The 13852-nt window shown below is 59.6% G+C and carries 14 protein-coding genes; 9 read left to right on the forward strand and 5 right to left on the reverse strand.

What is annotated here, in order from left to right:
- The first annotated feature begins 386 nt into the window (after window positions 1-386).
- From AC1XOS_RS12005 to AC1XOS_RS12015, 3 genes are read left to right on the forward strand one after another with little or no spacing between them, the layout of a single operon-like run.
- Window positions 387-1424 carry a hypothetical protein gene (locus tag AC1XOS_RS12005; RefSeq protein ID WP_481962456.1) on the forward strand — a complete coding sequence of 346 codons (1038 nt, stop codon included), beginning with the start codon at window positions 387-389 and terminating at the stop codon, window positions 1422-1424.
- Window positions 1421-2464 (forward strand): asparaginase, encoded by a 1044-nt coding sequence (locus AC1XOS_RS12010; RefSeq protein WP_481962457.1) that lies wholly within the window; start codon window positions 1421-1423, stop codon window positions 2462-2464. Before AC1XOS_RS12005 ends, AC1XOS_RS12010 begins: the two co-directional genes overlap by 4 nt.
- The gene (locus tag AC1XOS_RS12015) at window positions 2451-3152 is read left to right on the forward strand and encodes a DNA alkylation repair protein (protein WP_481962458.1); all 702 of its coding nucleotides are present in this window, start codon (window positions 2451-2453) and stop codon (window positions 3150-3152) included. Before AC1XOS_RS12010 ends, AC1XOS_RS12015 begins: the two co-directional genes overlap by 14 nt.
- On the opposite strand, the gene AC1XOS_RS12020 is transcribed toward AC1XOS_RS12015, so the two are convergent.
- Entirely contained in the window at window positions 3149-4033 is an 885-nt protein-coding gene (locus AC1XOS_RS12020) for an alpha/beta hydrolase (RefSeq protein ID WP_481962459.1), read from the reverse strand. The two genes, AC1XOS_RS12015 and AC1XOS_RS12020, sit on opposite strands and share 4 nt — an antisense overlap.
- A gap of 51 nt (window positions 4034-4084) precedes the next feature.
- On the opposite strand from AC1XOS_RS12020, the gene AC1XOS_RS12025 reads away from it, so the two are divergent.
- From AC1XOS_RS12025 to AC1XOS_RS12035, 3 genes are all read left to right on the forward strand, one after another.
- Window positions 4085-5758, forward strand: a complete 1674-nt coding sequence (locus AC1XOS_RS12025) for a peptide ABC transporter substrate-binding protein (protein ID WP_481962460.1) — start codon at window positions 4085-4087, stop codon at window positions 5756-5758.
- A 136-nt stretch (window positions 5759-5894) separates the two neighbouring features.
- The gene (locus AC1XOS_RS12030; protein WP_481962461.1) at window positions 5895-6854 is read left to right on the forward strand and encodes an ABC transporter permease; all 960 of its coding nucleotides are present in this window, start codon (window positions 5895-5897) and stop codon (window positions 6852-6854) included.
- Window positions 6854-7699, forward strand: a complete 846-nt coding sequence (locus AC1XOS_RS12035; RefSeq protein ID WP_481962462.1) for an ABC transporter permease — start codon at window positions 6854-6856, stop codon at window positions 7697-7699. Before AC1XOS_RS12030 ends, AC1XOS_RS12035 begins: the two co-directional genes overlap by 1 nt.
- A gap of 169 nt (window positions 7700-7868) precedes the next feature.
- On the opposite strand, the gene AC1XOS_RS12040 is transcribed toward AC1XOS_RS12035, so the two are convergent.
- From AC1XOS_RS12040 to AC1XOS_RS12055, 4 genes are all read right to left on the reverse strand, one after another.
- Complete coding sequence (locus AC1XOS_RS12040; RefSeq protein ID WP_481962463.1) at window positions 7869-8408, reverse strand: Uma2 family endonuclease; 540 nt, start codon at window positions 8406-8408, stop codon at window positions 7869-7871.
- Window positions 8409-8411: 3 nt separating this feature from the next.
- Window positions 8412-10511, reverse strand: a complete 2100-nt coding sequence (locus tag AC1XOS_RS12045) for a redoxin domain-containing protein (RefSeq protein ID WP_481962464.1) — start codon at window positions 10509-10511, stop codon at window positions 8412-8414.
- 71 nt (window positions 10512-10582) lie between these two features.
- Entirely contained in the window at window positions 10583-11350 is a 768-nt protein-coding gene (locus tag AC1XOS_RS12050; protein WP_481962465.1) for a sugar phosphate isomerase/epimerase family protein, read from the reverse strand.
- A gap of 28 nt (window positions 11351-11378) precedes the next feature.
- Window positions 11379-12239 carry an SMP-30/gluconolactonase/LRE family protein gene (locus AC1XOS_RS12055; RefSeq protein WP_481962466.1) on the reverse strand — a complete coding sequence of 287 codons (861 nt, stop codon included), beginning with the start codon at window positions 12237-12239 and terminating at the stop codon, window positions 11379-11381.
- A gap of 56 nt (window positions 12240-12295) precedes the next feature.
- Here AC1XOS_RS12055 and AC1XOS_RS12060 point away from each other — a divergent pair, with 56 nt between their 5' ends.
- From AC1XOS_RS12060 to nadC, 3 genes are read left to right on the forward strand one after another with little or no spacing between them, the layout of a single operon-like run.
- A complete protein-coding gene (locus AC1XOS_RS12060) occupies window positions 12296-12517 on the forward strand; it encodes an AbrB/MazE/SpoVT family DNA-binding domain-containing protein (RefSeq protein WP_481962467.1) in 222 nt (73 codons plus the stop codon).
- Between the two features lie 2 nt (window positions 12518-12519).
- Window positions 12520-12918: a type II toxin-antitoxin system death-on-curing family toxin gene (locus tag AC1XOS_RS12065; RefSeq protein ID WP_481962468.1), complete on the forward strand. Its 399-nt coding sequence runs from the start codon at window positions 12520-12522 to the stop codon at window positions 12916-12918.
- Window positions 12915-13754, forward strand: coding sequence for a carboxylating nicotinate-nucleotide diphosphorylase (gene nadC / locus AC1XOS_RS12070; protein ID WP_481962469.1), 840 nt, complete (start codon window positions 12915-12917; stop codon window positions 13752-13754). The genes AC1XOS_RS12065 and nadC overlap by 4 nt, the downstream gene beginning before the upstream one ends.
- The last annotated feature ends 98 nt before the right edge of the window (window positions 13755-13852 follow it).

Genomic DNA, 13852 nt, shown 5'->3' on the forward strand with positions numbered 1-13852 from the left:
GCCATCACTTATCCGTTTGCGGACGCCGAAGGGCCAAACGGATAACAAAATAAGTCTGCGATGCTTCTGTGAATCGAAACAATCGAGCTGCACCAGCGTAAATTCTGTTTTGACGCCCGATGACTCAAACTGCGGCTTCCATCGGGCCCTGGAAACCTCCAAACCGCTTCGCTGACAAAACCGCTTGGCATGTCGCTCACAAAGACGATCCAAGGCGCAATGTACCCCCCAGGACACGCAGAGGATAGCGGGAACACAACACACAACTAAGGTGAGAATTAACAGCGCTCGTGCCATCATACACCTAAACGCGGTATTTTTTGGGCAGCGTCATTGCTTTATATTATGCCACAGAATATTCCAGGGTGGGCGGGTAGAATCAGTGCATGAAGCAAACGTGGAAGAACGGGCTTCCTAGCTCGCCGGACTACTTTCCCCTCGGGGTTTGGCTTCAGTCGCCGGAGAATGCGTCGCGCTACGGGGCGGCGGGGATCAATCTCTATGTCGCGCTCTGGCAGGGGCCGACGGAGAAGCAGCTCGCGTCGCTAAAGGCGGCGAAGATGCGGGTGGTCTGTGAGCAGAACGCGGTGGGGCTGGCGCACAAAGACGATCCGATTATCGCGTCGTGGATGCACGGCGACGAGCCCGACAACGCGCAGGCGATCATCGACCCCGTGACGGGCAAGAAGGGCTGGGGGCCGTGTGTGCCGCCGCAGAAGATCGTGGACGACTACAAGCGGCTCCGTGAGAAAGACTCGACCCGACCAATCTTGCTCAATCTTGGGCAGGGAGTTGCCAACGATGGCTGGAAGGGGCGCGGCGCGGGCGCGAAGCTCTCGGACTACCAGACCTATGTGCAGGGCGGGGATATTGTCTCCTTTGATGTCTACCCCGTTGCCAGTGGCCTGCCGCTGGGGCTCGTGCCAAAAGGCGTGGATCGCTTAATCGGCTGGACGGGCGGGAAGAAGCTGGTCTGGAGCTGCCTGGAGTGCACGCGCATTGATGGCAAGACCAAAGCCACGCCTCGGCAAGTGCGCAACGAGACCTGGCGGGCGATTATCCACGGCGCACGCGGCCTGATCTACTTTGTCCACCAGTTCCAGCCCAAGTTCAACGAGCACGCGCTTCTCGACGACCCCGAGATGCTGGCCTCCGTCACGGCGACCAACAAGCAGATTCAAGCGCTGGCAGCGGTGATCAACAGCCCGCGTGGAAAGCGTCGCACGCAGAACGGTGTGGAGCAGCTTGTGGTGGAGCACAAGGGAGCCACCTATATCTTTGCCGCCGCGACAGGCGATACCCCCGTGACGGTCGAGCTAGACTCGTGTGGCAAGCTGGAGGTGCTCGGTGAGGGGCGCACGGTCTCGGTCAGCGATACGTTTGCCCCAGACGATGTCCACCTCTACCGGATGACCGCAGGATGACGCTTCCGCGCATTGTGGTGATTGGCATGGGCGGCACGATTGGCATGGTGCGCGGGGCCGATGGCGCACTCCGACCGGCGGCGTCGGTGGGGGAGCTGCTGGATCAAGTGCCCGCCGCCGCACGCTACGCCGAGCTGACTCTCGTGCCGCTGGCGTCGCTGGATAGCACCAATCTTGCGCCACACCACTGGGCCGCGCTGATCCATGCCGTGGCGCAGGCACATGGGCAGTGCGACGGCATTTTAGTTCTGCACGGCACCGACACCATGGCCTACACCGCCACCGCGCTCTCGCTCGCATTGCCACGCGGCGGGCACCTGCCGATTGTCTTCACCGGCTCGCAATTGCCTCTCAAGAGCGACCACACCGATGCGGCGCGTAATCTGATCGGGGCGCTGCTCACGCTACGCCTTGCCATCCGCCGCCAGATCTCCGAGGTGATGATTGTCTTTGGGGATCGGGTTTTGCGCGGCAACCGAGCCATCAAGACCAGCGAGATTCGCTTTCCCGCCTTTGATTCCCCTGCGTTTCCGCTCCTGGGCGAGGTGACGGCGGCAGGGATTCGGCTCACCGGGCTCCACACCGAGCGCACACAAAGCGCCGCCTTTACCCCCGACACACGCTTCGATGGCGCGATCTTAACCGTGGACATGACCCCTGGCCTGCCGCCTGAGGCGCTGCGTGCGGTGCTGCACTCTGGCCACTGTCGCGGCCTTATTCTTCGTTCTCTTGGAACGGGTAATGTCCCCAATGTCGGGCCGCTCTCACTGGTTCCCGTGATTCAGGAAGCCACCGCTGCTGAGATTCCTGTGCTTATCACCACCAAGTTTGTGGGCGGCTCAACGCGTATGGGCCTCTATGAGCCGGGGCGTGACGCGCTCGAAGCAGGAGCCATTCCCACGGGCGACCTGACCGATGTGGCGGCGCAAGTCAAGCTCATGGCCGCACTAGGGCGAGGCATCCCGCCCCATGCGTTTCTGCTGGCGGACATTGCAGGCGAGCTCACGGTCACGGAGGACATGGAAGATGAGTCCCACTGAGTTTGTGGAGGCGGTTCAGAGCGCACTGGAGCCGCACCGCGACGCCGAAAAAGCTGCTCCGATGGTGCGCTACATGCGCGATCACTTCCCGTTTCTGGGCCTCAAGCGCCCGGAGTTTCAGCTGTTGGTGAAGCCCATTCTCACCGCCGCAAAGCCCGTCGCCGACGGAGCCTGGCTGGCTGAGGCAGCGCGCCTGCTCTGGGCGCTGCCGGAGCGCGAGTATGCGTACGTGGCCGTGGACTTGCTTGCCAAGTACCAGAAGAGCCTTACACCGAGTAGCTTGCCATTGCTCCGAGAACTCATCACCACGAACTCCTGGTGGGACAGCGTGGATGGGGTCGTCGGGGCCGTGCTCAGCCCGCTCACCCTGCGCCTCCCCGAGCTACAAGCACAAATGGACGAGTGGAGCCGCGACGAGAACTTCTGGCTCCGACGCGCGGCGATCTTGCATCAGCTCAAGCACCACAAAGCCACCGATAGCGAACGTCTCTTTGCCTACTGCCGCGCCAACGCCGCCGACCCGGAGTTCTTCATCCGAAAAGCTATCGGCTGGGCGTTAAGAACCTACGCCTACACCGACCCGCTTGCTGTCCGGGCGTTTGTCGAGGCCAATAAAGCACAGCTCTCTGGCCTCTCGGTTCGCGAGGCGCTCAAGCATGTGATTGTCCCCCCGCCGGGTGGGGGTTAGGGGGCCTTCAAATACCCCAGATCGGCCATCCACTCCTCAAAGCGCACTTGCCAGGTGCCAAACGGGATTCCCTTGCGCGCACTGATCGCGCCGCCGTGACCGCCGTGACCGTAGATGTGCAGCTCCACGGGGACCTTGGCGTCAAAGAGCAGGTTGTAGTACTCGACGGTCTGCTTGGCATGAAACGCATCATCGAGGCCCGCGCTGGTGAGAAAGGCGGGGCCGGCCCCAGCAGGGATCTTAAACTCCATCGGGGCCCAGCCCGCGTAGACCAGCGCGACAAAGTTGGGGATGCAGCTCTCTCGCTCGATAGGGTCGGTGGCGTCGGGCTTGCCCTTATCGTTGCGCATGTGGATTAGTGCGGCCAGGGCTCCGCCGGCAGAGAAGCCTAGAATCCCGACTCGCTTGGTATCAATTCCCCACTCTTTGGCGTTGGCACGGACTAAGCGAAACGCACGCTGGGTATCTTGGAGCGCCTCGCCCTCGACCGTGTACTTGTAGCCCGGCGTGAAGGCCAGTCGGTACTTCAAGACCGCCGCCGCAACCCCGCGCTCGTTGAGCCACTGTGCGATCTGCGTCCCTTCATTGGGCCAGCCCAGCTCGCGGTGCCCGCCGCCCGGCGCAACAATCATCATCGTCCCCGTCGCTTTTTCTTTGGGCGGCAGAAAGACCTCGATAATCGGGTTGTGGACATTCTTGATATTGAAGTACTGCCCTGGCTTGGCATTGGGTGGGGTCAGGATCTCTTTCTCGTTCTGTCCTTGGAGCGTCGGGTGGCCGGGCGGGTAGAGCGGGAGTACCTGCGACTTGGTTTGCGCGTGGGCGGGGGCCAGAAGCGCAAGGGCAATAAGGCTTAGAAGAAAAGCAGCTCGGGTTTTCATGTGCCCATTGTACCGACTACTTTGGCGAGAACGTGCTATAATTTCCCCGTCATGACATCGTCTACTTCCTCAACTCTCACCCGGCGCGGCTTCTGCGCACTCAGCTTTTCTCTTCTCTCGCTGGCCTCATTTACTCTGATGGGCTGTCCTTCGAGTAACAATGCGGGAGGCGGGACTTCGGGCGGCGGCGCGACGGGCGCGGTGCCGGGTGTTCTGCGCTACCCGATTGCCACGGAGCCGTCCACCCTAGATCCGCACCGTGCTCAAGACGGCCCGACGATTGATCTGCTCCAGAATGCGCACATGGGCCTGGTCGGCTGGAACGACAAGACCGAGGTCGCGCCGATGGCTGCCAAAGAGCTGCCGAAAATGAGCGCGGACGGGAAAGTCTACACGTTCACGCTTCGTGAGGGCATCAAGTTCCACAATGGCCGGGAAGTGACCGCCGACGATGTGAAGTACAGCCTGACCCGCGCCCTCGACCCAAAGCTCGCCTCGCCCGTGGCAGGGAGCTATCTTGATGATATTCAAGGTGCGAAAGAGCTGGCCGCTGGGAAAGCAACGGAGCTCACTGGCGTGAAAGTCATTGACAAGCGCACGGTTGAGATCACGCTGGTCGGCTCGCGGCCTTATTTCTTGGGCAAGTTCACTTACCCGACGGCCTATATTCTTGCCAAAGAAGAGATCGAGAAAGGCCCCACCCTGCCCAGTGGCGCAAAGACCATCGGCTCCGAGAACGCGGCGGGTGTTGGCTGTGGCCCCTTCAAGCTGACCAACTACACGCCCCAGAAGTCCGTGACCCTGGAGGCTAATAAAGACTTTGTACTCGGTGCGCCTAAGCTCACGAAAGTGGAGCGCCCGATTATCTTAGACACCAAGACCGCTCGCCTCCAGTACGACTCGGGCCTCTTAGATATTGTGGCTCTGGAAAAAGGTGACTACGAGAAAGACAAGTCCGACCCCAAGTACGCAGGCCAGGTGCAGACCTTCAACCGCGCCTCGACTTACTATGTTGGGCTGAACCAGAAGGCCTACGCGCCGTTCAGTAATGCCAAAGTGCGGCAAGCCTTTGCCTACGCTACCAACAAAGAGGAGATCAAGAAGGGGATCTTGCTGGACGTCAACACCGCCGCCGAGTGTATCGTCCCCGAGGGCATGCCTGGCTATGATCCGGCATTCAAAGGCTATCCCTACGATGAAGCCAAAGCTAAAGCGCTCCTCGCTGAGGCAGGCTTCCCGGAGGGCAAGGGCCTCCCGCCGCTCACGCTCTGCTTCCGCCAGCAGCAGCCCGATATCGTCAAGACCGCCCAAGTGCTCAAAGAGCAGTGGAGCAAGGTCGGGATCACGGTCGAGCTGCGCGAGATGGAGTACGCCGCGCTCATCCAGGCCATGGACCGCGATGAGATCGTGTATTTCCACCGCTGGGGCGCAGACTACCCTGATCCGCAGAACTATCTCTCGCTTCTCTTAACCACCACAGGCGCTGAGAACCACGTCGGCTACTCCAACCCCGCCTACGATGCCCTCTGCGCCGCCGCCGATATCGAGACCGACCCCAAGAAGCGCCTCGAAATGTACGCCAAGGCCCAGCGCATGGTCGTGGACGATGCCCCGTGGATTCCGGTCTACTACCAGCGCGATATGGAGCTCGTCAAAACCCACGTCACCGGCCTCAAAGACGGCCTCCTCGGCCACCTCCCGCTCGTCTCGGTTGAGGTCAAATGATCCTGAACCCACGCCACCAACGGGCGGCTAAAGCGGCCCGCTGTTGCGGCAAGAAGGCTAAAGCCCCCTCCCACCAATCTCCCCTCCTTCCCAACCTCCTCCCAGGATTGGGAGGAGGGGCTGGGGGAGGAGGGCCGTGATCCGCCTGATCCTCACGCGCCTTGGGCTGGCGATCCCTACCCTGCTGGCGATCTCGTTTCTGGTGTTCTTTGCCACCTATCTCTCGCCTGCCGATCCCACGGATATCTTGCTGGGGCAGCACGCGACGCCCGAGAGTAAGGCGCGGTTGCAGCACCAGCTTGGCTTGGATCTTCCACCGCTGGTGCGCTACGGCAACTATGTGACAGGGATTGTCTTTCGTGGCGACTTTGGGCGCTCGTACTTTAACAATGGCGAGCCGGTGATGGCGCTGATCCAGCGCGGCTTTCCCAACACGGCGACTCTGGCGAGCTTAGCCTTGCTCTTCTCGCTGGGAATCGGGATTCCGACTGGGATTCTGGCGGCGGTGAAGGCCAATAAGATCGTGGACCGAGCCGCGATGAGTGCGGCACTGCTCGGAGTTGCGGTTCCCTCGTTTGTGCTCGCGCCACTCCTGACGCTCTTTTTCGCCGTCCAGCGAAATCTACTGCCACCCATGGGCTTTGCACTGGGGGATACCAGCCGGATGCAGCCCCCGTTCTTTATCCTTCCGGCGATTGTGCTCGGGGCGCGCTCCGCAGCGCTGATGGCACGCATGACCCGCTCAGCGATGCTGGATGTGCTAGGGCAAGACTATATTCGAACGGCACGGGCGAAGGGCTTATCGGACGGCGTGGTGCTCTTTAAGCACGCGCTAAAGAACGCCTTTCCGCCCATCATGACCGTCGCGGGCACGACCTTTGGCTACCTGCTCTCCGGCTCGTTCGTGGTGGAGACGTTTTTTCAGATTCCGGGCCTAGGCTACCAGTCGATCTTCGCGATCCAGCAGCGTGACTATCCCGTGATTCAGGGGCTTGCCTTGCTCATGGCCTTTATCTTTGTGATGGTGAACCTGATGGTGGATATTCTCTACGGTGTGCTAGATCCCCGCGCACGCTCCGCAGGGGGCAAGCGCTGATGCAAGAGCTCAAGAAAAACAAAATCGCCTTTGCTAGCCTAATCTTTCTGGGACTGCTGGTGCTCGTGGCGCTCTTTGCAAACTTTCTCGCACCGTATCCGTTTGCGGAGCAGAAGCTAGTGGATCGGATGCAGGGCCCGAGCGCGGCGCACCGGCTCGGCACCGATGACCTGGGACGCGATATTCTCTCCCGGCTGATCTACGGCGCACGAATCTCGCTCTCGGTGGCGGTCTTGGTAGAGCTGTTTGTGGTGACCATTGGCGTAACAGTCGGGCTGATCGCGGGGTTCTTTGGCGGCTGGGCGGAGACGGTTCTCATGCGCATCACTGACACGCTGCTCGCCTTCCCCGATGTGCTTCTCGCGATTTTACTTCTCGGGACACTCGGTGCGGCGGCATCCAAGCCCGAGATATCGCTTATTCTCGTGGTGCTCTCGCTGGGAATTACCGGCTGGCCGCCGCTGGCACGCCTCGTCCGTGGGCAAGTGCTTTCTCTGCGAAAGCGCGAGTTTGTGGAGGCAGCGATTGCGATGGGGGCGAGTAACGGGCGGATTCTACTCAAGCACATCCTGCCCAACCTGCTCTCCCCGATTATCGTCGCCGTGACGGTAGACGCGGCGGGCGTTATCTTAGCCGAAGCGACCCTCTCGTTTCTGGGGATCGGTGTCCAGCGCCCGTTTCCCTCGTGGGGCCGCATGATCAACGACGCGCTCGACTACTACCGCAGCGAGCCGCGTCTCGTCTTCTGGCCCGCCATCTGCCTCTCACTTACCGTCATCGCCCTCAACTTCCTCGGCGACGGCCTCCGAGACGCGCTCGATCCCCGAAAACGCCAAGGACACTAGAAAAATCAGGCGGGAGCTGGCCGACTAGCGGCTTAGGAGGCTGCGGATCATTCTTATTCTAGCAACGTTTCTGTGCACCAGCAATGCCCCGTCTTGAAACGAGCGATCTCGCGGGCACTAACGCCTGCTCTCCCGCAGGTGCTTCGCCGAGCACGAACTTGGCGAGCACTTACCCTAGGAGTATAGCGACGGGAATACTGGCTTGTGGTGCGGCTAGCGGAGTAACGCTCTCTGTCTCGGCGAGGTTACGAATATCACCCCAACCGTTAGATCCGGGGTTTCGATGGACGTAGAGACGGCGGTTTTCGACATCAAGCACCCAGTACTCGGGAATACCAGCGCGGGCGTAGAGCCCGGCTTTGGTGGTGAGATCGTCCTGGATTGTGCTAGAGGAGACCTCAACGAGAAGGCGGATATCTTCTGGGCCGGGGTGCTGCTCGGTGTAGGCATCGGCGGTGTTTGTCGTTATAGCGATGTCGGGTTCTGGCTCGTCTTCGGAGCTGAGAACGATGGGAAGTCGGACGCGAATATGTTCCGCCCCAAACGTCAGTAGCGCTGACATTGCTCGGCGGATACTGGTTGCTTCACGCGGCGTGGGAAGCGGAATCTGATAGATCGTGCCCTGAAGCAGTTCCCAACGATCAGTTCCTAATAGCCCCAGTTCACCAAGCCGATGGTACTCGGTTCGAGTCCAGCGTTTGGGGTGCATAGACTAATTTGAGACAGGAGCCATGATGAAGTTCGTGTTGGGGAGCTTCAAGAGCCGTTGCGCTTCGCCGAGGACGAACTTGGCGTCGGTGAAGGGCGCAAAGCCCGTGTCCATCCAGCGGAGCTTGCCAGTCGCGTCTACGAGAAACGTGCCGTGGAGGGCCATGTCCTCGAAGTCGTCGAAGGCTTTCCAGGACTTGAAGGTCTTGAGATCCGGGTTGGCAAGAATGGGGAAGGGCATGGCCTTCATCTTCTTGACCTGCTCTTGTGGATCAAGGCTCACGGCGACGATCTCAATCCCGGCTTTCTTGAAGCCCTCAGACTCCGCGGCGAAGGCATTGACCTGCTCCATGCACTTGTCGCAGGCGGAGCCGAGGAAGAACAAGACGAGCACGGGCTTTCCTGCGTAGTCTTTGAGGCTGATTTTCTTGCCGTTGCCGTCTTTGAGCGAGAGACCCGGCGCGATAGGGGGCATCCAGGAGAGTGGCCCGAGACTCTCGATCTTGGGGCGGGGAAGTGCGAGGGGATCGGCAGGAAGAGCGCCACGCCAGTCCGCGGAGGAAGACACGCCACACTGCTGGGCGATGGGGGCAAGTGCGGCAAGAAGCGGAGTGTCTAGCTCGGCGCGGGCGGCGAGGGGACGGAGTTTTTCCAGCTCCGCCTTGGCTTCGTCGAGCTTGCCTGCGGCATGGAGCACCCGAACCAGAGTTGCTTGGGGGAGCACCTGGTTGGGGCGGCCTTTGGCGGCATCACGGGCCAGGGTGAGGGCCTTTTCTATCTCGCCCAGCTGGAGCCGGAGCAGTGCCTCACGCTCCTTGGGAAGCCCGGCGGCATCGAGCTGCTTGCTGGCCTCCGCCGTATTGTTCTCACCCAGCGCGGCGTAGCACTGCACCGCGGCGACAGCTTTCTCACTGCTCTTGAGCTTGGTGAGCTCATCGAGATACTGCTGGCCCAGAGCACGCTTGCCTGTGGCGTAGGCCGCGCAGCCCAGAAGGCGCAGGCGGTTCTTCTCCCAGTCAGACTTGCTCGGGACACTCTCGATCTTCTCGCTCAGAGCCGCTTCCCAGAGCTCGTAGCGCTCCAGGGTCTCCACAAGACGAGGCAGTCCCTGGCTGGCGCTCCCCGAGAAGCCTGCGAGCGTATTGAGCTTGGGATGGCGCGGGTTGGCGACGAGATTTCGCGCCACTTCCAGCGCTTTTTGGGGCTGGCCGGTGAACTGGAAGCTCTCCGAGAGCCACTGGTTGTTGTGGGCGTAGTTGAAGATCTGGTCGGGGATGATCTGGACACGGCCCATGTGCGCATGATCCACACGCGCCGACGCTTCCTGCGAGACAGCAGCATCGCTGTAGCGCTTGAGCTGGGTGTAGATATGGCCTTCCATGTGCCACATGTGGGCGCTTGCTTGTTGCGAGAGCCCGGACTTGTGCGCGGAGTCTAGCGCGTTTTCGTTGTTTGGTTTGTCCCAGAGGTGGATGCGATAGTGATGGATCGGGTGCATCGGGTTGGTCGCGAGCACTTCTTGAGCCAGCCGCTCCACTTCGTCTTGGCGCGGCTTGTCAAACGCCCGCTCTTGCAGTTCATGGGCGAGCTGCGCTGTGGCCTCGATATCGAGAGGATTATCGGCGACAAGCTTGCGGAGGGCAGCGATATACTCATCGTTCTTGCCATTGGCAAAGAGACTAATCGCGTCAATGTAGCCCTGCTCGCGCTTGCTGGCATTCTTGCGCTTCTCGACGGCTTTCTCGGCGAAGCCCTTGGCACGGGTGCGGTTGTTCACATTGGCGCGTGCCATGCCCCAGTAGGCCATTGCAAACTCAGGGTCGAGGTCGGCGGCTTGGCGAAACGAGCGCTCAGACTCAAAGTACCAGTAGGCATGGATCTGCGCGACGCCCTGCTCGAAAAACTTCTGTGCCTGCTTGTTTTTCGTGCTGGTAGGAAACTCAATCTTCGGGATTCCCTTCATCAGCACTGCTTTTTGGCGTGGCCCTTCGTTGAATGCCTCACCCTGCATCGAGTGTCCAAAGGCAGGTTTAACGGGCTCTTGCGCGTGGGCGAGAGCGGCGAAACCAAGAAGGGCAAAACAAGGCAGCACGTAGCGTCTCATACGAATAAGTTTCCTTTGGCGAATTGTACCCTGTCTGCATCCGTTGTGCTGGGTGAATTTTCATGGCATTGCTATAGTCGTCTTGCTTGAGATTCTTTCAAGCGCTGGATACCGAGCTGGGCCCAGTCCTCTTCGACGGAGGGCTCTGGCGGCCACTGCTCAAGGATGACACTCTGGCAGCGATCTCCCATGCGCTCTAGCGTCGTCGCAAAATCGACTAGGCCTGTTCCTGGCTCACAGCCGCGTATATCAAAGCCCATTAAGTGCCCTACCGGCTGAATCGTAACGTCTTTCAGGTGCAGACAGAGCGTGAGAGGAGCCAGATGATCCAGGACGGTTTGTAGATCTTCTCCCGCCCCCATAGAGTTGGCTGTATCCAAGCAGATCCCAACCAAGGGAGATCCTAACGTGTAGATGATCCAGGCGAGCGCTCTGGCTGAGAGCCTGCCGTGGTTTTCAAGTGCCAGAGTGCAGCCCTGCTCTTCTAAAACAGGCAGAAGCTCCTGGAGAGCTGCGATAATCTCCTGGGGTTCTGGCTCGTGATCGTGGGTATCTATTGCTAAACGGAGGAGTGGCGCGTCTAATTTTTTCGCCAAGGCCAGCGCTTTAGGGACATTGGCAAGCCCACGGACTCCCAGCTCCACTCTCAGTCCCGCTGCTTTCAATGTCGCCAGCTCGCTCTCGGTCAGTTCAAAAAGAGGGATATTGTCGCAGAGCTGGATGGTATCTAGTCCCGCCGCTTGGGCACGGCGCGCAATCTCCAGGGCCGTGAGTTTTTTAGCGCGTGCTGCCCAGGGCCAGGTGTAGGAGCCCACACCAAAGTGTTTTAACGTTACCATCTAATAGATTTCTCCTTACTTCCGCCTATTACTTGCCATGGACACCCTGGGTTCGGGTTTTGATGGCGTAGAGTCCCTTGCTGGCTGTGATAAAGAGTGTCTTTCTATCTTTGCCGCCGAAGCTGACATTGGCGGTCCAGCCCTCGGGCACGGGAATGTTCTCGATCTGCTTGCCGGTTTTATCAAAGACCGTCACGCCCTTGCCGGTCAGATAGAGATTGCCTTCACTATCGAGTGTCATGCCATCGGAGCCGAGCGAGCAGAAGAGCTTCTTATTTGCCAGGGAGCCGTCTTTTTGAATCTCGTAGGAGTAGGTCTTGCCAGCTCCGATATCGGCGACATAGAGCGTCTTGCCATCGGGCGTCCCGGTGATCCCGTTGGGCTGCGTTAAATCCGTGGCAACAGCTCTCAGGGTCTTGTGATCGGGCGTAAGAAAATACACGTACTGTCCGGCGGGCTGCATGGCTTTATCGCGCTTCCAGTAAGGCCGGACATAGAGCGGATCGGTGAAGTAGAGGCCACCGGTTTTCTTCGGGTGCACCCAGACATCGTTGGGGCCATTGAGCAGCTTGCCCGCGGGATCGGCCAGCACCACCACCGAGACTTTCTTATCTTTCCCAATCTTCCAGAGCTGATTCTGGTCATCCGCGCAGCTCCACAGGTTGCCCGCCGCATCAAAGTACATCCCATTGGAGCGCCCACACGGCTGCATAAACGTCGAGAGCTTGCCCTCGACACTCCAGACCAGGATCCGATCGTTGGGCTGGTCGGTAAAGTAGACATTGCCCTGCGCATCTGCCGTCGGGCCTTCGGTAAACGAAAACTCTCCGGCCAGCTTCTCAAGAGCCGCGCCCGGAGCAATCACAGAGGGGGTAGAAGTAGTATTCATGCCCTATAGTCTACCTGAACTTGACAAGAGTTATAACTAATGTTATAATTCTTGCTATGAAAGCAAAGATTATCAGTGTGGGAAACTCGGCAGGGATTATCTTGCCTAAGGAAGTATTGGACTCGCTGAAGGTAGAGAAGGGGGATACCCTCTATATTCGCGAGACGACAAGTGGTTATGAAGTCTCTCCTTACGATCCTGAGTTTGAGCGCACCATGGAACTCGCAGAGAAAGTCATGCGTGAGGATCGTGATGTCTTGCGACGCCTGGCCCAGTAGCCATGAAAGAGCCGATTTGGTTTACTATTGAGGAAGTTTTTGCGATACATGAGCGACAGATCTCACGATTTGGTGGCTCCCCAGGATTGCGGGATCAGGGTATGCTAGAATCCGCACTTGCTCGTGCTCAAAATCTCTGGAGCTATGGCGAGCCTGAACCAGATATAGCGGCACTTGCGGCAGCTTATGCCTTTGGAGTCATCAAGAATTATCCTTTTGTCGATGGGAATAAGCGCGTTGGCTATGTCCTTGCGCGTGTTTTCTTGCTCAAAAATGGCTGGGATACCGAGGCAAGTGCGGAAGACAAATATCTGACTTTCTATGCCGTAGCGGCAGGAGAGCGGAGCGAGGAGGAGCTGGCCGTGTGGATACGCAACCACACACAGCAAGTGAGCGAATGAAATTATTACCCATTCAGTACGAAGAGACGATTCGGGCAGCACTAATCGAAGACATTGGGGCGGGGGATGTGACGACGCTGCTCTCGGTGCCTGCGGGGAAGACGGCCCGTGGTGTCTTTCTGGTGAAGGCAGAGGGCGTGATCTGTGGGCTTGAGCTTGCGGCGTGTGCGTTTCGGCTAGTTGACCCCGCAATCGAGTTCACGCCGCTGGTCGCCGATGGGACGCGGGTGAGCTACGGCGATATTGTCGCCAAGCTCTCCGGCCCGGCGCAGAGCCTGCTCACGGGCGAGCGGGTGGCGCTGAATTTTTCGCAGCGGCTCTCCGGGACAGCGAGCTTGACGCAGAAATTTGTGGACGCGGTGGCGGGGACAAAGGCCCGGATTGTGGACACACGTAAAACCACGCCGGGGCTACGGACACTGGAGAAATACGCCGTGCGCTGTGGCGGGGGACACAACCACCGCGACGGGCTGGGCGATGGCGTGCTGATCAAAGACAACCACTTGGCAGCAGGAGGTGGGGTCGTCGCGTGCGTTTCAAGAGCGCGGGAGCATGCGCCACACACGCTTCGCATCGAAGTCGAGTGCAAGAATTTAGCGCAAGTGGACGAGGCAGTTGCCGCAGGGGCAGATATCTTGCTCTTAGACAACATGAGCAATGAAATGCTTCGTGAAGCCGTTGAAAAGATCGCAGGACGGGCGCTGGCGGAGGCATCGGGCGGGGTAAACCTGGCGACTGTGCGCGGGATTGCGGAGACGGGTGTGGACATTATCTCGGTGGGCGCGCTAACGCACTCCGCCGCCGCGCTGGACATCTCGCTGGACTTCACCGAGTGATATTCGGCCACACGGTTGTCGCGCTGGAGAGCTGTACCTCTACTCAGGACGAAGCCCGAAAATATCTCGCTCAGCCGGGGACGGTGGTCACGGCGAAG

It is taken from the genome of Armatimonas sp., assembly GCF_964826245.1.